General features: G+C 56.3%; 18 protein-coding genes. 10 read left to right on the forward strand and 8 right to left on the reverse strand.

Annotated features, from left to right (window positions below; translation table 11 throughout):
* Positions 1-37 precede the first annotated feature (37 nt).
* From fkpB to folA, 9 genes are all read left to right on the forward strand, one after another.
* Positions 38-487, forward strand: coding sequence for an FKBP-type peptidyl-prolyl cis-trans isomerase (gene fkpB, locus ACMGGX_RS13080; RefSeq protein ID WP_003856450.1), 450 nt, complete (start codon positions 38-40; stop codon positions 485-487).
* Between the two features lies 1 nt (position 488).
* On the forward strand, positions 489-1,439 hold the full coding sequence (ispH, locus tag ACMGGX_RS13085) for a 4-hydroxy-3-methylbut-2-enyl diphosphate reductase (protein ID WP_045888142.1): 951 nt from the start codon (positions 489-491) through the stop codon (positions 1,437-1,439).
* A 205-nt stretch (positions 1,440-1,644) separates the two neighbouring features.
* The gene (gene dapB / locus ACMGGX_RS13090) at positions 1,645-2,466 is read left to right on the forward strand and encodes a 4-hydroxy-tetrahydrodipicolinate reductase (RefSeq protein WP_126796832.1); all 822 of its coding nucleotides are present in this window, start codon (positions 1,645-1,647) and stop codon (positions 2,464-2,466) included.
* Between the two features lie 453 nt (positions 2,467-2,919).
* Positions 2,920-4,068, forward strand: a complete 1,149-nt coding sequence (carA, locus tag ACMGGX_RS13095; protein ID WP_010427050.1) for a glutamine-hydrolyzing carbamoyl-phosphate synthase small subunit — start codon at positions 2,920-2,922, stop codon at positions 4,066-4,068.
* Positions 4,069-4,086: 18 nt separating this feature from the next.
* Positions 4,087-7,311, forward strand: a complete 3,225-nt coding sequence (carB, locus tag ACMGGX_RS13100; RefSeq protein WP_023310356.1) for a carbamoyl-phosphate synthase large subunit — start codon at positions 4,087-4,089, stop codon at positions 7,309-7,311.
* Positions 7,312-7,449: 138 nt separating this feature from the next.
* A complete protein-coding gene (locus ACMGGX_RS13105) occupies positions 7,450-7,683 on the forward strand; it encodes a YgdI/YgdR family lipoprotein (protein ID WP_023310357.1) in 234 nt (77 codons plus the stop codon).
* Between the two features lie 103 nt (positions 7,684-7,786).
* Positions 7,787-8,317 carry a glutathione-regulated potassium-efflux system oxidoreductase KefF gene (gene kefF / locus ACMGGX_RS13110; protein ID WP_023310358.1) on the forward strand — a complete coding sequence of 177 codons (531 nt, stop codon included), beginning with the start codon at positions 7,787-7,789 and terminating at the stop codon, positions 8,315-8,317.
* Entirely contained in the window at positions 8,310-10,175 is a 1,866-nt protein-coding gene (gene kefC / locus ACMGGX_RS13115; protein ID WP_348562007.1) for a glutathione-regulated potassium-efflux system protein KefC, read from the forward strand. Before kefF ends, kefC begins: the two co-directional genes overlap by 8 nt.
* Before the next feature lie 114 nt (positions 10,176-10,289).
* Positions 10,290-10,769: a type 3 dihydrofolate reductase gene (gene folA, locus ACMGGX_RS13120; protein WP_008502023.1), complete on the forward strand. Its 480-nt coding sequence runs from the start codon at positions 10,290-10,292 to the stop codon at positions 10,767-10,769.
* Between the two features lie 39 nt (positions 10,770-10,808).
* On the opposite strand, the gene apaH is transcribed toward folA, so the two are convergent.
* From apaH to lptD, 6 genes are read right to left on the reverse strand one after another with little or no spacing between them, the layout of a single operon-like run.
* The gene (gene apaH / locus ACMGGX_RS13125; RefSeq protein ID WP_023310360.1) at positions 10,809-11,657 is read right to left on the reverse strand and encodes a bis(5'-nucleosyl)-tetraphosphatase (symmetrical) ApaH; all 849 of its coding nucleotides are present in this window, start codon (positions 11,655-11,657) and stop codon (positions 10,809-10,811) included.
* 4 nt (positions 11,658-11,661) lie between these two features.
* A complete protein-coding gene (gene apaG, locus ACMGGX_RS13130) occupies positions 11,662-12,039 on the reverse strand; it encodes a Co2+/Mg2+ efflux protein ApaG (protein WP_023310361.1) in 378 nt (125 codons plus the stop codon).
* Positions 12,040-12,042: 3 nt separating this feature from the next.
* Positions 12,043-12,864, reverse strand: a complete 822-nt coding sequence (gene rsmA, locus ACMGGX_RS13135) for a 16S rRNA (adenine(1518)-N(6)/adenine(1519)-N(6))-dimethyltransferase RsmA (protein WP_023310362.1) — start codon at positions 12,862-12,864, stop codon at positions 12,043-12,045.
* Entirely contained in the window at positions 12,861-13,847 is a 987-nt protein-coding gene (pdxA, locus tag ACMGGX_RS13140) for a 4-hydroxythreonine-4-phosphate dehydrogenase PdxA (RefSeq protein ID WP_029740873.1), read from the reverse strand. Before pdxA ends, rsmA begins: the two co-directional genes overlap by 4 nt.
* The gene (gene surA, locus ACMGGX_RS13145; RefSeq protein WP_420298467.1) at positions 13,847-15,133 is read right to left on the reverse strand and encodes a peptidylprolyl isomerase SurA; all 1,287 of its coding nucleotides are present in this window, start codon (positions 15,131-15,133) and stop codon (positions 13,847-13,849) included. The genes pdxA and surA overlap by 1 nt, the downstream gene beginning before the upstream one ends.
* Before the next feature lie 53 nt (positions 15,134-15,186).
* Positions 15,187-17,538 (reverse strand): LPS assembly protein LptD, encoded by a 2,352-nt coding sequence (gene lptD, locus ACMGGX_RS13150; protein ID WP_181594369.1) that lies wholly within the window; start codon positions 17,536-17,538, stop codon positions 15,187-15,189.
* A gap of 239 nt (positions 17,539-17,777) precedes the next feature.
* On the opposite strand from lptD, the gene djlA reads away from it, so the two are divergent.
* On the forward strand, positions 17,778-18,593 hold the full coding sequence (djlA, locus tag ACMGGX_RS13155; protein ID WP_023310366.1) for a co-chaperone DjlA: 816 nt from the start codon (positions 17,778-17,780) through the stop codon (positions 18,591-18,593).
* A gap of 28 nt (positions 18,594-18,621) precedes the next feature.
* Here djlA and rluA read toward each other — a convergent pair whose 3' ends face one another.
* A complete protein-coding gene (gene rluA / locus ACMGGX_RS13160) occupies positions 18,622-19,281 on the reverse strand; it encodes a bifunctional tRNA pseudouridine(32) synthase/23S rRNA pseudouridine(746) synthase RluA (protein WP_181594370.1) in 660 nt (219 codons plus the stop codon).
* A gap of 12 nt (positions 19,282-19,293) precedes the next feature.
* A complete protein-coding gene (gene rapA, locus ACMGGX_RS13165; protein WP_420298468.1) occupies positions 19,294-22,200 on the reverse strand; it encodes an RNA polymerase-associated protein RapA in 2,907 nt (968 codons plus the stop codon).
* Positions 22,201-22,212 lie beyond the last annotated feature (12 nt).

A 22,212-nucleotide genomic window follows, 5' to 3' on the forward strand; every position in this document is an offset into this window, starting at 1 on the left:
GCGTAATGCTACCGGGCAAAACAAGCGAGCAATTTGCATGTCTAAATCCGTACAGAGCAACAGCGCGGTTCTCGTTCACTTCACGCTGAAGCTGGATGACGGCTCCACGGCCGAATCCACCCGCAATAACGGCAAACCGGCCCTGTTTCGTCTTGGCGATACCTCCCTGTCTGAAGGTCTTGAGCAGCAGCTTCTGGGCCTGAAAGAGGGAGAGAAAAAAGCCTTTTCGCTGGAGCCGGATGCCGCGTTTGGCGTGCCGAGTCCCGATCTTATCCAGTATTTCTCGCGCCGCGAGTTTATGGACGCGGGTGAACCGGAGATCGGAGCGATTATGCTCTTTACCGCTATGGACGGCAGCGAAATGCCTGGCGTGATCCGCGAAATCAACGGCGACTCTATTACCGTTGACTTCAATCATCCGCTTGCCGGGCGTACCGTTCATTTTGATGTTGAAGTGCTGGAAATCGATCCTGCACTGGAGGCCTGAAATGCAGATCCTGTTGGCTAACCCGCGCGGCTTCTGCGCCGGTGTAGACCGCGCTATCAGCATTGTTGAAAACGCGCTGGAAATTTACGGCGCGCCGATTTATGTGCGTCACGAAGTGGTGCATAACCGCTACGTGGTCGACAGCCTGCGCGAGCGCGGTGCCATCTTCATTGAGCAGATCAGCGAAGTGCCGGACGGTGCGATCCTGATCTTCTCCGCGCACGGCGTCTCGCAGGCGGTACGTAACGAAGCGAAAAGCCGCGATCTGACCGTATTCGATGCCACCTGTCCGCTGGTGACAAAAGTGCATATGGAAGTGGCGCGCGCCAGCCGCCGCGGTGAAGAGTCTATTCTGATTGGCCATGCCGGTCATCCGGAAGTCGAAGGCACCATGGGCCAGTATAGTAACCCGGAAGGGGGGATGTATCTGGTTGAGTCGCCTGAAGATGTCTTTACGCTGAACGTGAAAAATGAAGCCCGTCTGTCGTTTATGACCCAGACGACGCTCTCCGTTGACGATACCTCAGACGTGATTGACGCGCTGCGTCAGCGCTTCCCGAAAATCGTCGGTCCGCGTAAGGATGATATCTGCTACGCTACCACTAACCGTCAGGAAGCGGTGCGCGCACTGGCTGAACAGGCGGATGTGGTGCTGGTGGTCGGCTCCAAAAACTCCTCTAACTCTAACCGTCTGGCCGAACTGGCGCAGCGTATGGGGAAAGCGGCGTTTCTGATCGACGACGCAACGGACATTCAGGAAGCGTGGGTCAAAAATGCAGCCTGTGTTGGAGTGACCGCCGGCGCTTCCGCGCCGGACATCCTGGTGCAGAACGTGATTACCCGCCTGCAGGAGCTGGGCGGCGGCGAAGCGGTGCCGCTGGAAGGACGTGAAGAGAACATCGTTTTCGAAGTCCCGAAAGAACTGCGCATCGACGCCCGCGAAGTCGAATAGTCCTTTTTCTGATGAAAGGCCAGCACCTCCTGTGCTGGCCTTTTTTTTACCCGTTACTTTATCGTGACGACAAAATCATGTCTTTTACTGATATTTAAGTCGGTTTCACGTTAAATTCTAATTATTGGTGTTTTCAGTTGGCAGTGCTTCTCAAGGCTGGTTAATCTGAAAACGGTTTACATCATTTTAACGTAAGAGAATAACTATGCATGATGCACAGATCCGTGTCGCCATTGCGGGCGCGGGTGGACGTATGGGCCGTCAGCTTATTCAGGCGGCACTTCAGATGGATGGCGTCGCGCTTGGCGCGGCACTGGAGCGTGAAGGTTCGTCGCTTCTGGGGACCGATGCCGGTGAGCTGGCAGGCGCTGGCCACACGGGCGTTACCGTGCAAAGCAGCCTGGAGGCTGTAAAAGATGACTTCGATGTATTCATCGATTTTACCCGCCCGGAAGGGACGCTCGCGCATCTGGCGTTTTGTCGCCAGCACGGCAAGGGGATGGTGATTGGCACCACCGGTTTTGACGATGCGGGTAAGCAGGCTATCCAGGATGCATCAAAAGAAATTGCGATTGTCTTCGCCGCAAACTTCAGCGTGGGCGTTAACGTCATGCTGAAGCTGCTGGAGAAGGCCGCGAAGGTGATGGGCAACTATACCGATATTGAGATCGTAGAAGCTCACCATCGTTATAAAGTTGATGCGCCATCGGGTACGGCGCTGGCGATGGGCGAAGCGATTGCTCATGCACTTGATAAAGATTTAAAAGACTGCGCGGTTTACACCCGCGAAGGTTATACCGGCGAACGCGTGCCGGGCACCATTGGTTTTGCAACCGTGCGAGCGGGTGACATCGTCGGCGAACACACGGCGATGTTCGCCGATATTGGCGAGCGCGTCGAAATTACGCATAAAGCCTCCAGCCGAATGACGTTCGCCAACGGTGCGGTACGTTCCGCTTTGTGGCTGAAAAACAAGAAAAACGGCCTTTTTGATATGCGAGACGTGCTCGATCTCAATAATTTGTAAGCATTATTACCCATCGTGATGTGGTTATTGCAGTCGTAATTGTTTGATTGCATAGGGCAATATTTTATTGCCCTTTTATTTTATCTGTTTCATAGCATATTTTTTCTTAATGCTCTAAATATCTATATCTTATAGCGTTTTAACGTTACTGAAATGTAAATTTTGACCATTTGGTCCACTTTATAGTGCTGCGCTAGCTAACTTTTCATTAAACCAGGCGCGCAAGCGTTTTCCGCAGTGATTTACCTGATCTTTTTGTCGCTTAAGCCGCATTCCACTCGTCAGGCTTGCAAAAGAGCAAACAAAATATCCGTTTTAAGTTGACTTTTACCCACCAAATCCCCAGAATGCCGCCGTTTGCCAAAAATCCGCTGGCAACACATTTGCATTGATCCATGACATGCTATGAATTAATATGCAAATAAAGTGAGTGAATATTCTCTGGAGGGTGTTTTGATTAAGTCAGCGCTATTGGTTCTGGAAGACGGAACCCAGTTTATCGGTCGGGCCATAGGGGCAACGGGTTCGGCGGTTGGGGAAGTCGTTTTCAATACTTCAATGACCGGTTATCAAGAAATCCTCACTGATCCTTCCTATTCTCGCCAAATCGTTACTCTTACTTATCCTCATATCGGCAATGTCGGCACCAATGCGGCTGACGAAGAATCTTCTCAGGTACATGCGCAAGGCCTGGTCATCCGCGACCTGCCGCTGATTGCCAGCAACTTCCGCAATACCGAAGACCTCTCTTCTTACCTGAAGCGCCATAACATCGTGGCGATTGCCGATATCGATACCCGTAAGTTAACGCGTCTGCTGCGCGAGAAGGGTGCACAGAACGGCTGCATCATCGCGGGTGATAACCTCGATGCGACGCTGGCGCTGGAAAAAGCGAAAGCCTTCCCGGGCCTGAACGGCATGGACCTGGCGAAAGAAGTGACGACCGCTGAAGCCTACAGCTGGACTCAGGGTAGCTGGACGCTGGAAGGCGACCTGCCGGAAGCGAAAAAAGAGAGCGAGCTGCCGTTCCACGTGGTGGCCTACGATTTCGGCGCCAAGCGCAACATCCTTCGCATGCTGGTTGACCGCGGCTGCCGCCTGACGGTAGTTCCGGCACAAACGTCTGCCGAAGACGTGCTGAAGATGAATCCGGACGGTATTTTCCTGTCTAACGGTCCTGGCGACCCGGCGCCGTGCGATTACGCCATCGCCGCTATCAAGTCCTTCCTGGAAACCGACATCCCGGTATTCGGCATCTGCCTTGGCCATCAGCTGCTGGCGCTGGCGAGCGGTGCGAACACCGTTAAGATGAAGTTCGGCCACCACGGTGGTAACCACCCGGTGAAAGACATCGACAATAACACGGTGATGATCACCGCGCAGAACCACGGCTTTGCCGTCGATGAAGCCTCTATGCCGGCTAACCTGCGCGTGACCCATAAGTCGCTGTTCGATGGCACCCTGCAGGGCATTCATCGTACCGATAAGCCAGCATTCAGCTTCCAGGGTCACCCGGAAGCCAGCCCGGGCCCACACGATGCCGCGCCGCTGTTCGATCACTTCATCGAACTTATCGAGCAATACCGTAAGACAGCTAAATAATCAGGAGCCGAGAAGACAATGCCAAAACGTACAGACATAAAAAGCATCCTGATCCTTGGCGCTGGCCCGATCGTGATCGGCCAGGCCTGCGAATTCGACTACTCCGGCGCGCAGGCGTGTAAAGCCCTGCGTGAAGAGGGTTACCGCGTAATCCTGGTAAACTCTAACCCGGCAACCATCATGACCGACCCGGAAATGGCCGATGCAACCTACATCGAGCCGATTCACTGGGAAGTGGTGCGTAAAATCATCGAGAAAGAGCGTCCGGACGCGGTGCTGCCAACCATGGGCGGCCAGACGGCGCTGAACTGTGCGCTGGAGCTGGAGCGTCAGGGCGTGCTGGAAGAGTTCGGCGTGACCATGATTGGTGCGACCGCCGACGCGATTGATAAAGCAGAAGACCGTCGCCGCTTCGACGTGGCGATGAAGAAAATCGGCCTCGACACCGCGCGTTCCGGTATCGCACACAACATGGAAGAAGCGCTGGCCGTTGCGGCTGACGTGGGCTATCCGTGCATCATCCGCCCATCGTTCACCATGGGCGGCACCGGCGGCGGTATCGCCTACAACCGCGAAGAGTTCGAAGAGATTTGCGAACGCGGTCTGGATCTCTCCCCAACCAAAGAGTTGCTGATTGATGAATCGCTGATTGGCTGGAAAGAGTACGAGATGGAAGTGGTGCGTGATAAAAACGACAACTGCATCATCGTCTGCTCCATCGAAAACTTCGATGCGATGGGTATCCACACCGGCGACTCCATCACCGTTGCGCCAGCCCAGACCCTGACCGACAAAGAGTATCAAATCATGCGTAACGCCTCGATGGCGGTACTGCGTGAAATCGGCGTGGAAACCGGCGGTTCTAACGTGCAGTTCTCGGTGAACCCGAAAACCGGCCGTCTGATTGTTATCGAAATGAACCCGCGCGTGTCCCGTTCCTCCGCGCTGGCCTCTAAAGCGACCGGCTTCCCGATTGCGAAAGTGGCGGCGAAGCTGGCGGTGGGCTACACCCTAGACGAGCTGATGAACGACATCACCGGTGGCCGCACGCCTGCGTCCTTCGAGCCGTCTATCGACTACGTTGTCACCAAAATTCCTCGCTTCAACTTCGAGAAATTCGCAGGCGCGAACGACCGTCTCACCACCCAGATGAAATCTGTCGGTGAAGTGATGGCGATTGGCCGCACGCAGCAGGAATCCCTGCAGAAAGCGCTGCGCGGCCTCGAAGTGGGCGCGACCGGCTTCGACCCGAAAGTGAGCCTGGACGACCCGGAAGCGCTGACCAAAATTCGCCGCGAGCTGAAAGACGCGGGCGCAGAGCGTATCTGGTATATCGCAGATGCCTTCCGTGCGGGCCTGTCCGTCGACGGCGTGTTCAACCTGACCAACATCGACCGCTGGTTCCTGGTGCAGATTGAAGAGTTGGTGCGTCTGGAAGAACAGGTCGCTGAGCTGGGCATCACCGGCCTGGACGCTGACTTCCTGCGCGTGCTGAAGCGTAAAGGCTTCGCCGATGCGCGTCTGGCTAAGCTGGCGGGCGTGCGTGAAGCGGAAATCCGCAAGCTGCGCGACCAGTACGACCTGCACCCGGTCTACAAGCGCGTGGACACCTGTGCGGCTGAATTCTCGACCGACACCGCCTACATGTACTCGACCTATGAAGACGAGTGCGAAGCGAACCCGTCCGTCGACCGCGACAAGATTATGGTGCTGGGCGGCGGTCCAAACCGTATCGGCCAGGGCATCGAGTTCGACTACTGCTGCGTACACGCCTCGCTGGCGCTGCGCGAAGACGGTTACGAGACCATCATGGTCAACTGTAACCCGGAAACCGTCTCTACCGACTACGACACCTCTGACCGCCTCTACTTCGAGCCGGTTACCCTGGAAGACGTGCTGGAAATCGTGCGCATCGAGAAACCAAAAGGCGTTATCGTGCAGTACGGCGGCCAGACCCCGCTGAAGCTGGCGCGCGCGCTGGAAGCAGCAGGCGTGCCGGTTATCGGCACCAGCCCGGACGCGATTGACCGTGCGGAAGACCGCGAGCGTTTCCAACAGGCGGTTGACCGTCTGAAGCTGAAACAGCCGGCGAACGCCACCGTGACCGCCATTGAAATGGCCGTTGAGAAGGCGAAAGAGATTGGCTACCCGCTGGTGGTGCGTCCTTCGTACGTGCTGGGCGGCCGCGCGATGGAAATCGTGTATGACGAAGCCGACCTGCGTCGCTACTTCCAGACCGCGGTGAGCGTCTCCAACGATGCGCCAGTGCTGCTCGACCGCTTCCTCGACGACGCGGTGGAAGTGGATGTGGACGCCATCTGCGACGGCGAAATGGTGCTGATTGGCGGCATCATGGAGCATATCGAGCAGGCTGGCGTGCACTCCGGCGACTCCGCCTGTTCTCTGCCGGCGTACACGCTGAGCCAGGAGATTCAGGACGTGATGCGCCAGCAGGTACAGAAGCTGGCCTTCGAGCTGCAGGTTCGCGGTCTGATGAACGTCCAGTTCGCGGTGAAAGACAATGAAGTCTACCTGATTGAAGTCAACCCGCGTGCGGCGCGTACCGTACCGTTCGTCTCCAAAGCCACCGGCGTACCGCTGGCGAAAGTGGCGGCGCGCGTGATGGCGGGTCAGACGCTGGCGCAGCAGGGCGTGACCAAAGAGATCATTCCACCGTACTACTCGGTGAAAGAAGTGGTGCTGCCGTTCAACAAATTCCCGGGCGTTGACCCGCTGTTAGGGCCAGAAATGCGCTCTACCGGGGAAGTCATGGGCGTGGGCCGCACCTTCGCAGAAGCGTTCGCAAAGGCGCAGCTGGGCAGTAGCTCCACCATGAGAAAATCAGGCCGTGCGCTGCTCTCCGTTCGCGAAGGCGACAAAGAGCGCGTGGTTGACCTGGCCGCCAAGCTGCTGAAACAGGGCTTCGAGCTGGACGCGACCCACGGTACCGCGATTGTGCTGGGCGAAGCCGGCATCAACCCGCGTCTGGTGAACAAGGTGCATGAAGGTCGTCCGCACATTCAGGATCGTATAAAGAATGGCGAATACACCTACATCATCAATACCACCGCAGGCCGCCAGGCGATTGAAGACTCCAAGCTGATTCGCCGCAGCGCGCTGCAGTACAAAGTGCACTACGACACCACCCTGAACGGCGGTTTCGCGACGGCCATGGCGCTGAACGCGGATGCCACCGAGAAGGTGATTTCGGTTCAGGAAATGCACGCGCAGATTAGCAAGTAAGTAAAAATGCCCGGTGCCGTTCGGCTGCCGGGCATTCCCCCATCTTCAGAACCTTCTGGTTTTTCACCCGCATTCAGTCAGTTAGCCTAAAATAGTTAGGTCGATAACGAAATTCAACTGAGAGCAGGGGAAAACACCATGCAAAATAAATTACTGATCGCTTCCGTTCTGGCTGCCACGACAATGTTTACCGTTGCGGGCTGTTCGTCTAATCAGGCCGTAAAAACCACCGATGGCAAAACCATTGTCACCGACGGCAAACCTCAGGTGGATGACGATACCGGTCTGGTGTCGTATAAAAACGCCGAAACCGGTCAAACCGAGCAGATCAATCGTGACCAGGTGAAATCCATGGGCGAGCTGGATAACTAATTCAGAATTCTGACGTAAGCCCGTCAATAATATTCACTATTAGCCTGTTGAATTACTGACTACACTCTTTTGTTAAAAGAAAGCAGTAACAACAGGCTAATCAATGATTCTGATAATTTATGCCCATCCTTATCCGCAGCACTCGCATGCGAATAAGCGGATGCTTGAGCAGGTAAGGACGCTTGATAACGTAGAGATACGTTCCCTCTATCAACTTTATCCCGATTTTAATATCGATATCGCCGCCGAACAGGAGGCGCTTTCCCGTGCCGATCTGATTATCTGGCAGCATCCCATGCAGTGGTACAGCACGCCTCCGCTCCTGAAGCTGTGGATTGATAAAGTCTTCTCCCACGGTTGGGCGTATGGCCACAACGGCAATGCGCTAAAAGGAAAAAGCCTGATGTGGGCGGTCACCACCGGCGGCGGTGAAAGCCATTTTGATATCGGTTCCTTCCCGGGTTTTGACGTTCTGGCGCAGCCGCTGCAGGCGACTGCGCTCTATTGCGGTCTGAACTGGCTCCCGCCGTTTGCGATGCACTGCACGTTTGTTTGCGACGATGAAACGCTGCAGGCGCAGGCTCGCCATTATAAACAACGCTTACTTGAGTGGCAGGAGACGCACCATGGATAGCCATACGCTGATACAGGCGCTGATTTACCTCGGCGCGGCGGCGCTGATTGTACCCGTGGCGGTACGCCTGGGGCTGGGCTCGGTGCTCGGCTACCTGATTGCGGGCTGCGTCATTGGGCCGTGGGGCTTTCGGCTGGTCACGGATGCCGAGGCGATTCTCCATTTCGCTGAAATCGGCGTGGTGCTGATGCTGTTTGTGATTGGCCTGGAGCTCGACCCGCAGCGGCTGTGGAAGCTTCGCGCATCGGTATTTGGCGGCGGCGCGCTGCAGATGGTGGCCTGCGGCCTGCTGCTGGGCGGGTTCTGCATCCTGTTGGGTATGGACTGGAAAGTGGCAGAGCTCATCGGCATGACGCTGGCGCTCTCCTCCACAGCCATTGCCATGCAGGCGATGAACGAGCGAAATCTGACGGTCTCCCAGATGGGACGCAGCGCGTTCTCGGTGCTGCTGTTCCAGGACATTGCCGCTATTCCGCTGGTGGCGATGATCCCGCTGCTGGCGGCTAGCGGTTCCTCTACCACGCTGGGCGCTTTTGCGCTGTCGGCGCTGAAGGTGGCGGGCGCGCTGGCGCTGGTGGTGCTGCTTGGCCGCTACGTGACCCGCCCGCTGCTGCGGTTTGTTGCCCGCTCTGGCCTGCGCGAAGTGTTCAGCGCCGTGGCGCTGTTCCTGGTGTTTGGCTTCGGTCTGCTGCTGGAGGAGGCCGGGCTGTCGATGGCGATGGGGGCGTTCCTCGCAGGCGTTCTGCTGGCGAGCTCTGAATACCGTCACGCGCTGGAAAGCGATATCGAGCCGTTCAAAGGACTGCTGCTGGGGCTGTTTTTCATCGGCGTCGGGATGTCCGTCGATTTCGGCACGCTGGTGACGCACCCGCTGCGGATCGTCATCCTGCTCGTCGGCTTCCTGGTCATTAAAATGGTGATGCTGTGGCTGATTGCTCGCCCACTGAAGGTGCCGGGCAGGCAGCGCCGCTGGTTCGCCGTGCTGCTGGGGCAGGGGAGTGAATTTGCGTTCGTGGTCTTTGGCGCCGCGCAGATGGCAAACGTGCTCGATCCCGAGTGGGCGAAGGCGCTGACGCTGGCGGTGGCACTGTCGATGGCGGCGACGCCGGTGCTGCTGGTGGTGCTGACGCGCCTGGAAAAATCGGGCAGCGAGCAGGAGCGCGAGGCCGACGAGATCGACGAGGAGCAGCCGCGCGTCATCATCGCCGGATTTGGCCGCTACGGGCAGATCGTGGGTCGTTTACTGCTGTCGAGCGGAGTGAAAATGGTCATCCTCGATCACGATCCCGACCATGTCGATACCCTGCGTAAATTTGATATGAAGGTGTTTTACGGGGATGCAACCCGCGTCGATCTGCTGGAATCCGCCGGGGCGGCAAAAGCCGAGGTGTTGATTAACGCGATTGACGATCCGGAAACCAGCATGCAGATGGTCGAGCTGGTAAAAGAGCATTTCCCGGCGCTGACCATAATTTCCCGCGCGCGCGATGTGGATCACTACATCCGGCTGCGGCAGGCGGGCGTAGAGGCGCCAGAGCGTGAAACCTTCGAAGGTGCGCTGAAGTCTGGCCGCATGGCGCTGGAAAATCTGGGGCTCGGCGCGTATGAAGCGCGCGAACGGGCGGACCTGTTCCGCCGCTTTAATACCGAGATGGTTGAAGAGATGGCGGCGATGGCCGGCAGTACGGCCACCGAGCGCGCGGCGGTGTTCAAACGCACCAGCGCGATGCTGACGGAAATCATTAACGAGGACCGTAACCACCTGTCGCTGATCCAGCGCCATGGCTGGCAGGGTACGGAAGAGGGCAAGCATACCGGCGATCCGGCTGACGAGCCCGAGAGTAAACCTTCCGCGTGAAGTGGAGTTGCCAGCAATATTAAAAAATTTCTTTATCTTTACCCTGCCGCCAGTCGACGAAAGATTAAGCTTTCCGTATAGTGGCGGCAATTTTTTGCATCCGGGAAATTTTCAATGATCAGTCTGATTGCAGCGCTGGCGGTGGACCGCGTTATCGGTATGGAAAATGCCATGCCGTGGAACCTGCCTGCCGATCTCGCATGGTTTAAACGTACTACGTTAAACAAGCCGGTAGTGATGGGCCGCCTGACCTGGGAGTCGATTGGTCGTCCATTGCCGGGCCGTAAGAATATCGTTATCAGCAGCCAGCCGGGCACTGACGATCGCGTCGAATGGGTAAAATCAGTAGACGAGGCGATTGCTGCATGCGGCAATGCCGAAGAGATCATGGTGATTGGCGGTGGGCGCGTGTACGAGCAGTTCCTGCCAAAAGCGCAGAAGCTGTATCTGACCCACATCGATGCAGAAGTGGAAGGGGATACCCATTTCCCGGACTACGATCCGGACGAGTGGGAATCGGTATTCAGCGAATTCCACGACGCGGATGCACAGAACTCCCACAGCTACTGCTTCGAGATTCTGGAACGTCGTTAAGTGATTTTCCCTCTCCCGGCCGGGAGAGGGGATAACGTATCAGGAGGCAACGGCCTCACTTTCCCCTAAGTCCAGCTGTCGGTTGGACGGCTGCACAAAGTAAGCTTTATCTTCCCAGCGTAAGCAGGTTAACTCTCCGCCCCAGCAGCATCCGGTATCCAGACCGTAAATCCCTTCCGGTGTACCTTTTCCTTCCAGCGCAGCCCAGTGGCCAAATACCACGCTGTACTCGCTGGTCACCGGTCCCGGAATGGCAAACCACGGTTTCAGCGGAGCAGGTGCGCTTTCCGGCGTCTCTTTGGAATACATGTCCAGCTGTCCGTTCGGGAAGCAGAAACGCATGCGGGTGAACGCGTTGGTGATAAAGCGCAGACGGGCCAGACCGCTGAGATCCTCGCTCCAGTGGTTCGGCATATCGCCGTACATGGCATCGAGGAAGAAAGGATACGAGTCGCTCGCCAGCACCGCCTCAACGTCACGCGCGCAGGTTTTCGCCGTCTCAAGATCCCATTGTGGCGTGATCCCAGCATGCGCCATGACCAGCTTTTTCTCTTCGTCGATCTGCAGCAGGGGCTGACGGCGCAGCCAGTTAATCAGATCGTCTGCGTCCGGCGCATCCAGCAGTGGGGTGAGGCGATCTTTAGGTTTGTTGCGGCTGATCCCGGCGAAAACCGCCAGCAGATGCAGATCGTGATTGCCCAGCACCATGCGGACGCTGTCGCCCAGCGATTTGACGAAACGTAATACTTCAAGGGAGCCGGGGCCACGCGCGACTAAATCGCCCGTCAGCCAGAGCGTGTCCTGTCCTGGCGTAAAGTCGACCTGTTTTAACAATGCGATCAGTTCATCGTAGCAACCGTGAACGTCGCCAATCAGATATGTAGACATTAGATTAATGAATGAGTGTGGTTACGGCGAGACGGAACACAGGAATGGCAACGCGGAAATCATTGCCATCGACGTCGACCATTTCATAATGGCCTTGCATAGTACCCATCGGCGTTTCAATCACCGCGCCGCTGGTGTACTGGTACTCTTCGCCAGGGGCGATGTGGGGCTGTTCACCAACCACACCTTCGCCCTGAACTTCGATTTCGCGGCCATTGCCATTAGTGATAAGCCAGTAGCGCCCGCGCAGCTGCACGGGCATCCGCCCCAGATTGCGAATGGTCACGGTGTAAGCGAAAACAAAACGTTCTTCGTCCGGTGAGGACTGTGATTCAACATAGACGCTTTGTACATGGACACATACGCGGGGCGAATCAATCATGGCTTAACTCTCCTTCGGCGGCGCATTATCGCTGATGTAATTAGCCAGCTTGCAGTACTGCTCTACGGAAATATTCTCCGCACGCATTGCCGGGTCGATCCCCAGCTCGGCTAACACCTCAACGGTAAACGAATTGCTCAGGCTGTTACGGATCGTTTTACGGCGCTGGTTAAAGGCTTCTGTGGTAATGCGGCTCAGTACGCGCAGATCTTTAACCGGATACGGTTTCGTCTTGTGCGGCACGAGGCGCACAACCGCTGAATCCACTTTCGGTGGTGGTGTGAACGCTGACGGCGGTACTTCGAGTACCGGGATCACGTTGCAGTAATACTGTGCCATCACGCTTAAACGACCATACGCTTTACTGTTCGGGCCTGCAACCAGACGGTTAACAACCTCTTTTTGCAACATGAAGTGCATGTCGGCAATGGCATCAGTATAGCTAAAGAGGTGGAACATGAGCGGCGTGGAGATGTTGTACGGCAGGTTGCCGAAGACGCGCAGCGGCTGACCCATTTTTTCCGACAGCTCGCCAAAGTTCATGGTCATGGCGTCCTGCTGATAGATGGTCAGCTTCGGCCCGAGGAACGGGTGCGTTTGCAGGCGTGCGGCCAGATCGCGGTCCAGTTCGATGACGGTCAGCTCGTCGAGGCGTTCGCCTACCGGCTCGGTCAGCGCGGCAAGGCCCGGGCCGATTTCGACCATCGCCTGACCTTTTTGCGGATTAATAGCCGAGACAATGCTTTCGATCACGAACTGATCGTTAAGGAAGTTTTGCCCGAAACGTTTACGGGCTAAGTGGCCCTGATGGACTCGATTAGTCATTGAGTATTAACAATCATTTTGATGGCGAGATTAAGCGCCGTAATAAAACTGCCGACATCCGCTTTCCCCTGGCCTGCCAGATCCAGCGCAGTACCGTGGTCAACGGACGTTCGAATAAAGGGTAAACCGAGGGTGATATTCACCCCGCGGCCAAAGCCCTGGTATTTTAGCACGGGCAGACCCTGATCGTGGTACATCGCGAGCACGGCGTCGGCATTATCCAGGTATTTCGGCTGGAAAAGGGTATCTGCAGGCAGCGGCCCGCTGAGGTTCATCCCCTTCGCCCGCATTTCGTTGAGTACCGGAATGATGGTGTCGATCTCTTCGGTGCCCATGTGCCCGCCTTCACCGGCGTGCGGATTGAGGCCACAAACCAGCACGTGCGGCTGCGGGATCCCAAACTTTGTCTGCAGATCGTGATGCAAAATCCCGATGATCTCGCGCAGGAGTTCAGGGGTGATCGCGTCAGGAATGGCTTTGATCGGCAGATGGGTGGTCACCAGCGCAACGCGCATCTCCTCCGTCGCCAGCATCATCACCACTTTCGGGCTGTGCGAGCGCTCTTCGAAGAACTCCGTATGCCCGGTAAAGGGTATACCCGCTTCGTTGATGACGCCTTTGTGGACGGGGCCGGTGATCAGAGCGGCAAATTCGCCCTTCAGGCAACCGTCGCAGGCGCGCGCAAGGGTTTCAACGACATAGTGACCGTTTTCCGTGCTGAGCTGGCCCGGGATGACCGGCGTACGAAGGGGAACTGAAAGAAGGGTGAGCGTACCGGCTTGCTGGGGTGCAGGCTGTTGGCCTTCAACGTAAGGGATGAGCGTTAAAGGCAGACCGAGCAGCGTTGCCCGGTCTTGTAACAGTGTTGCATCGGCGCAGACAACCAGTTCTACCGGCCAGCTGCGCTGGGCGAGCTGGACAACGAGGTCAGGCCCAATCCCGGCGGGTTCGCCGGGCGTGATAACAACACGATGCTGTTTCATTAGTTGCTCAGAACTTTCACGTAAGCGCTGGCGCGTTGTTCCTGCATCCAGGTTGCTGCTTCTTCAGAGAACTTACGGTTAAACAGCATACGGTAGGCTCTGTCTTTCTGTGCCGCATCCGTTTTATCAACGTTACGGGTGTCCATCAGCTCGATCAGATGCCAGCCGAATGAAGAGTGGACCGGCGCGCTGATCTGGCCTTTGTTCAGCTTCATCAACGCATCGCGGAAGGCAGGATCGTAGATATCCGCAGACGCCCAGCCCAGATCGCCGCCCTGGTTAGCAGAGCCTGGATCCTGAGAGAACTCTTTTGCTGCTTTCGCAAATGAGGTTTTACCGCTCTTAATGTCAGCTGCGATCTGTTCCAGCTTCACACGCGCCTGATCGTCAGTCATGATCGGTGACGGCTTCAGAAGAATGTGGCGAGCATGAACTTCGGTGACGGAGATATTTTGGCTCTGGCCGCGCAGATCGTTCACCTTCAGAATGTGGAAGCCCACGCCTGAACGGATAGGACCGACGATATCCCCTTTCTTCGCCGTGCTCAGCGCCTGGGCAAAAATGGATGGCAGCTCCTGAATACGGCCCCAGCCCATCTGGCCGCCTTTCAGCGCCTGTTGATCAGCGGAGTAGGTGATCGCCAGCTTGCCAAAGTCGCCGCCGTTACGCGCCTGTTCAACAATAGAACGCGCCTGGCTTTCGGCTTCCGCAGCCTGATCGGACGTTGGGTTTTCTGGCAGTGGGATCAGAATGTGGCTCAGGTTCAGCTCTGTGCTCGCATCGTTCTGGTTACCCACCTGTTTTGCCAGCGCGTCAACTTCCTGAGGCAGGATGGTAACGCGGCGACGCACTTCGTTGTTACGCACTTCCGAAATCAGCATCTCTTTACGGATCTGGTTACGGTAGGTGGCGTAGCTGATGCCGTCATAGGCCAGGCGGCTGCGCATCTGGTCTAAAGACATATTGTTCTGCTTCGCGATGTTAGCGATCGCCTGATCGAGCTGCTCGTCAGTGACCTTCAAACCCATTTTCTGCCCCATCTGCAGAACGATCTGATCCATGATCAGACGCTCCAGGATCTGGTGGCGCAGCGTGGCGTCATCCGGAAGCTGTTGACCGGCTTCGCCCGAATTGAGCTTCACCGATTTCATCAGACCGTCAACGTCACTTTCAAGCACGACGCCGTTGTTAACCACAGCAGCGACTTTATCAACAACCTGGGGGGCCGCGAAGCTGGTATTCGCAACCATAGCGACACCGAGCAGCAGCGTTTTCCAGTTCTTCATACTTTTTCCATTTCAATTAACCGCAAAGCGGATTACGTTGCAAATCAAGCACATTACAAGGCGCTACTGTACGGCAGAATATTCGAGCGCAGCATTTTCTGCGTACCCAGACCGTAGTTGGAACTCAGGCCGCGTAACTCGAAGTTAAAGCCAATCACGTTATCGTATTTGCTCTGATTGTTTTGAGTATCCCAGCCGTTAAGCTTGCGTTCGTAGCCGACACGCAGCGCGTAACAGCAGGAGTTATATTGCAGACCCACCATCTGGTCAGCAGCTTTATTGGCGTTAGTGTCGAAGTAGTATGCGCCTACGATTGACCAGCGGTCGGCGATTGGCCAACTCGCTGCGCCACCCACCTGCGAAATACCGTCTTTATAACGTTCAGAGCCAGCATAAGATGGCAATGTTGCCTGAATATATTCCGGGCTGGCGTAACGATACGTCAACTGGACCATACGGTCTTCATCGCGACGGTACTCAATAGCCGCGCTACTTGTGGCAATATTATCGAGGCGAGTGTCATATTGCACACCACCGCGCAGACCCCAACGATCGGTCATACGCCAGTAAGTATCTCCCGCCCAGACCAGCGATCCCGTTTTGTTATCTTTCTCCCAGTTAATGTTGTCATCACCGGTGCGTGACTCGGTGAAATAGTAGATTTGACCAACAGAAACGTTAAAACGTTCAACGGCAGCATCATCATAAACACGTGTTGTGACGCCGGTCGTTAACTGGTTAGCAGACGCGATGCGGTCAAGACCGCCGTAAGTACGGTCACGGAACAGGCCGCTGTAGTCAGACTGCAGTAAAGAGGAGTCGTAGTTCTGGATTTTGCTCTGGTCGCGGTATGGCACGTACAAATACTGCATACGCGGTTCAAGCGTTTGGGTATAACCATCCGCCAGCAGAGCCATATCACGTTCGAAGATCAGCTTCCCGTCCATTTTGAACTGCGGAAGCGTTCGGTTGACCGACTCCTCAAGGTTGGCATTTCTACTGGCATTGTAATTATCGATATTTTTTTGCTGATAGTGAGTCGCCATCAGCTTGGCTTCGGTATTCAGGCTCGCCCAGTCGTTAGACCACGGCAGATTGATCGTCGGCTCAAGGTGAACACGCGTCGCTTCAGGCATGTCCGAATCCGTGTTAACGAAATGTACCGCCTGAGCGTAAACTCGGGTGTCGAATGGACCCACATCATTCTGATACCAGTTAACGTCCAGCTGTGGCTCTGCCCCATAGGTAGGCGTGGACTGGTCAGAAAATACCTGGAATTGCTTGGTCGAGACGGTTGCGTCAAAGTTCTGTACCGCATAGCCTACGCTGAATTTCTGCGTGGCATAGCCATCGGTACTTGAGCCGTATTTGGACGAGAAGTCATTAAAATAAGACGAATCGCTAACTTTGGTGTAGTCAACATTAAAGCGCCATACCTTATCCATTACCCCGGCATGCTGCCAGTAGAATAACCAGCGGTGCTTGTCGCCTTCGGTCGGATGCTCGTCCTGGAAGACTTTATCCGACGGCAGATAATCCAGCTCCATCAGACCCGCACCGGCGTGGGTCAGATAGCGGAACTCGTTCTCCCACATGATGTTGCCGCGCTTGTGGATATAGTGCGGCGTGATCGTCGCATCCATGTTTGGCGCGATGTTCCAGTAATACGGCAGGTAGAACTCAAAGTAGTTCGACGTGCTGTATTTGGCATTCGGGATCAGGAAACCGGAGCGACGTTTGTCACCGACGGGAAGCTGCAGATAAGGGCTGTAGAATATGGGAACAGGGCCCAGCTTAAAGCGGGCGTTCCAGATCTCTGCGACCTGCTCTTCGCGGTCATGGATAACCTCGCTCCCGACCACGCTCCAGGTATTTGAACCCGGCAGACATGACGTGAACGTACCGTTTTCCAGGATCGTATAGCGGTTTTCACCGCGCTGTTTCATCAGGTCAGCGTCACCGCGCCCCTGGCGACCCACCATCTGGTAATCACCTTTCCAGACGTTAGTATCTTTAGTATTCAGGTTTGACCAGGCTTTCGGACCTTTCAGGATGACCTGATTGTCGTCATAGTGCACATTACCCAGCGCATCCACCGTTCGTACCGGCTCGGCCGCACCTTCCGGCTGCTTCTGGTGCAATTGCACTTCGTCTGCCTGCAGGCGGCTATTGCCCTGGTTAATATCGACATTGCCCGTAAACGTGGCATTGTCAGGGTAAGTCCCTTTCGAACTGTCGGCAGTAATGGTTACCGGCAAGCTATTTGTATCGCCACTCACCAGTGGGCGATTATAACTTGGGACGCCAAGCATACACTGCGAGGCGAGATCGGCCGCCAGCCCCTGTTGACTGTACAGGGCGGAGCCAATCATTGTGGCCAGGAGGGTGGGGATACGTTTTTTCATACGTTGTATTTTATTGTTCCGTCATCAGTGGCTACGGCTTACAAACGCTCAGAGACTATCTTACTCATCTGCGCAGTACCAGCGTTAATCCTGCCCGTTTGCGTGCCAGAGTGTTAGGCTCGCTATCGAATGACGAGTATGATAAAGCAAATTATAGGCGATGTCCTTCAATTGACCGTGACTTGAACACAGTGATGATGACGTTGCGTCGGCCAGGAATATGACTATCCGGGGAGTATATGCAGTATTGGGGTAAAATAATCGGCGTTGCGTTCGCCATCATCATGGGTGCCGGGTTCTGGGGAATTGTGCTTGGGCTTATTATCGGCCATATGTTTGATAAGGCTCGCAGCCGCAAAATGGCCTGGTTTGCCAATCAGCGCGAGCGTCAGTCACTCTTTTTCTCCACCACCTTTGAGGTCATGGGACACTTAACCAAATCCAAAGGGCGTGTCACAGAAGCCGATATTCAGATTGCCAGCGTTTTTATGGATCGCATGAACCTGCACGGCGACTCCCGTCTGGCAGCGCAAAATGCGTTTCGCATCGGTAAGTCGGATAATTATCCGCTTCGCGAAAAAATGCGTCAGTTTCGCAGCATCTGCTTTGGACGTTTTGATTTAATTCGGATGTTTCTGGAAATTCAAATCCAGGCGGCCTTCGCAGACGGCTCACTTCACCCTAATGAACGTGACGTGCTGTACGTCATTGCGGAAGAGCTGGGCATCTCCCGCATGCAGTTCGACCAGTTCCTGCGCATGATGCAGGGCGGGGCGCAGTTTGGCGGCGGCTATCATCAGCAGTCGTCCGGCGGTGCCTGGCAGCAGGCGCAGCGTGGTCCGACGCTGGAAGACGCCTGCAACGTGCTTGGCGTTAAGCCCTCTGACGATCAGACCACGATTAAACGTGCCTATCGCAAGCTCATGAGCGAACACCATCCGGACAAACTGGTCGCGAAAGGCTTACCGCCAGAAATGATGGAGATGGCGAAGCAAAAAGCGCAGGAAATCCAGAAGGCGTACGAGCTCATTAAAGAGAAGAAAGGTTTCAAATAAAAAAAGCCCGACGATGTCGGGCTTTTTTTTAGAAGTCCACCGGGGCTTTAAACGTCATCGCGTTACCGAATGCCGGATGGGTAATGGTGAGCGTCTGCGCGTGCAGCTGCAGACGTGGCGCTAAGGACAGCGCTTCAGGCGGCGCGTAGAAGCGGTCGCCCAGAATCGGATGACCCAAGGCGAGCATATGCACGCGCAGCTGGTGTGAACGTCCGGTAATCGGCTTAAGCAGGACGCGCGCGGTACTATCCGGCGCGTACTCCAGCACTTCGTACTCGGTCTGCGCGGCCTTGCCGGTTTCGTAACACACCTTCTGCTTAGGCCGGTTCGGCCAGTCGCAGATCAGCGGTAAATCCACCAGGCCTTCCGCCTGCGCGGGGTGGCCCCAGACGCGGGCGACATACTGCTTTTTCGGCTCGCGCTCGCGGAACTGGCGCTTTAACTCGCGTTCCGCCGCTTTGTTCAGCGCTACCACAATCACGCCGCTGGTGGCCATATCCAGGCGATGGACTGACTCCGCCTGCGGATAATCACGCTGAATGCGCGTCATCACGCTGTCTTTGTGCTCGTCCAGACGCCCCGGCACGGACAACAGGCCGCTAGGCTTGTTGACCACCATAATGTGTTCATCCTGATACAGAATGACCAGCCAGGGATCCTGCGGCGGATTGTAAGGCTCCATCACCATCTTGCGCTCCGTTTACTGATGCGTCACAACGATAAGACGCAGGGCATCCAGACGCCAGCCAGCCTGATTCAGGCTTTCCAGCACCTGCTGACGGTTGCTTTCAATCGCCGCCAGCTCGTCATCACGGATGTTCGGGTTGACGGCTTTTAACGCCTCCAGACGGGACAGCTCCGCAGACAGTTTCTCGTCTGCTTCACTGCGCGCGGCGTCAATCAGCGCTCTGGCCGCTTTTTCAATCTGGGTTTCGCCCAGTTGCAGAATCGCGTGCACATCCTGCTGTACCGCGTTCACCAGCTTGCTGCCCGTATGGCGGTTTACCGCGCTCAGCTGTCGGTTGAAGCTTTCGAATTCAACCTGTCCTGCCAGGTTCGTGCCGTTTTTGTCCAGCAGCAGGCGGACGGGCGTTGGCGGCAGGAAGCGGGTGAGCTGCAGCTGTTTCGGCGCCTGCGCTTCCACAACGTAGATCAGCTCCACCAGCAGGGTGCCCACCGGCAGCGCCTTGTTTTTCAACAGGGAGATGGTGCTGCTGCCGGTATCGCCGGAGAGGATCAGGTCCAGACCGTTGCGGATCAGCGGGTGTTCCCAGGTGATAAACTGGGCGTCTTCGCGGGACAGCGCCACGTCACGCTCAAAGGTGATGGTACAGCCATCTTCCGGCAGGCCCGGGAAATCCGGAACCAGCATATGATCGGACGGGGTCAGGACAATCAGGTTCTCGCCGCGATCGTCCTGGTTGATGCCGACGATGTCGAACAGGTTCATGGAGAAGCTGATCAGGCTGGTGTCATCATCTTGCTCTTCAATGCTCTCGGCAAGCGCCTGCGCTTTTTCACCGCCGTTGGAGTGGATCTCCAGCAGGCGGTCGCGGCCCTGCTCCAGCTGCGCTTTCAGCGCGTCGTGCTTCTCACGGCAGGACTTGATCAGCTCATCAAACCCTTCCGCGTTTTCCGGCGCGGCCAGGTAGCCGATCAGATCGCCATGCACTTGATCATAAATGGTGCGGCCCGTCGGGCAGGTATGTTCAAACGCGTCCAGACCTTCGTGGAACCAGCGTACCAGCACGGACTGCGCGGTTTTTTCGAGATACGGCACGTGGATCTGAATATCACGCGCCTGACCGATACGATCCAGACGGCCGATACGCTGCTCCAGCAGATCCGGGTTAAACGGCAGATCGAACATCACCAGGTTGCTGGCGAACTGGAAGTTACGGCCTTCAGAGCCGATTTCCGAGCACAGCAGAACCTGTGCGCCGCTGTCCTCTTCCCCGAACCACGCCGCGGCGCGGTCGCGCTCGACGATGGACATGCCTTCGTGGAACACGGCGGCGCGAATGCCTTCACGCTCGCGCAGAACCTGCTCTAGCTGCAGCGCGGTGGCCGCTTTGGCGCAGATCACCAGCACTTTCTGGGAGCGGTGCGCGGTCAGGTAGCCCATCAGCCACTCCACGCGCGGATCGAAGTTCCACCAGGTGCCGGTATCGCCTTCAAATTCCTGGTAGATTTGTTCCGGATAAAGCATGTCGCGGGCGCGCTCTTCCTGGGTTTTGCGCGCCCCCATAATGCCGGAGACTTTAATCGCCGTCTGATACTGCGTCGGCAGCGGCAGCTTAATCGTATGCAGCTCGCGTTTCGGGAAGCCTTTGACGCCGTTACGGGTGTTACGGAACAGCACGCGGCTGGTGCCGTGGCGATCCATCAGCATGTCGATCAGCTCTTTACGCGCGGATTCCGCGTTGTCGCTGTCGCTGTTCGCAGCCTGCAAAAGCGGCTCGATATCCTGCTCGCCAATCAGATCGCTCAGGGTGTTGAGTTCGTCATCAGAAAGACGCTTGCCCGCCAGCAGCATGGCGACGGCATCCGCGACCGGGCGGTAGTTATTCTGTTCTTCCACGAACTGCGCAAAGTCGTGGAAACGGTTTGGATCGAGCAGGCGCAGACGGGCGAAGTGGCTTTCCAGACCCAGCTGCTCCGGCGTTGCGGTCAGCAGCAGAACGCCAGGCACGCGCTCGGCAAGCTGCTCGATAGCCATGTATTCGCGGCTCGGCGCGTCTTCGCTCCAGACCAGATGGTGCGCCTCGTCAACTACCATAATGTCCCACTCGGCATCGCACAGGTGCTCAAGACGCTGCTTGCTGCGGCGCACGAAGTCCAGGGAGCAAATGACCAGCTGTTCGGTTTCAAACGGGTTGTCGGCGTCGTGCTGCGCTTCGGCATAGCGTTCATCGTCGAACAGGGAGAAACGCAGGTTAAAGCGGCGCAGCATTTCAACCAGCCACTGGTGCTGCAGGGTTTCTGGCACCACGATCAGCACGCGTTCTGCAGCGCCGGAAAGCAGCTGTTGATGCAGGATCATGCCCGCTTCGATGGTTTTACCCAGGCCCACTTCATCTGCCAGCAGCACGCGCGGCGCGTGACGACGGCCCACGTCGTGGGCGATGTTCAGCTGGTGGGGGATCAGGCTGGTGCGCTGGCCGCGCAGGCCGCTCCACGGCATGCGGTACTGTTCACTCTGGAACTTACGCGCACGATAGCGCAGGGAGAAGCGATCCATACGGTCGATTTGCCCGGCAAACAGGCGGTCCTGCGGCTTACTGAACACCAGCTTGCTGTCGAGCAGCACTTCGCGCAGGACGACATTGGTCTCGTCGGTGTCCAGACGAGTCCCGATGTAGGCGAGCAGTCCATTCTCTTCTTTTACGTCTTCAATCTTGAGCTGCCAGCCGTCATGGCTGGTCACGGTGTCACCCGGATTAAACATCACGCGGGTTACAGGGGAGTCATTGCGAGCGTACAGACGGTTTTCACCGGTGGCAGGGAAGAGGAGGGTAACCATACGCGTATCGATAGCTACGACGGTTCCTAATCCAAGTTCGCTTTCTGTATCGCTGATCCAGCGTTGACCAAGTGTAAAAGGCATAGTTGTTCGGCT

The organism is Enterobacter sp. BNK-29, assembly GCF_048684785.1.
GTDB classification, from domain to species: Bacteria; Pseudomonadota; Gammaproteobacteria; order Enterobacterales; family Enterobacteriaceae; genus Enterobacter; species Enterobacter cloacae_M.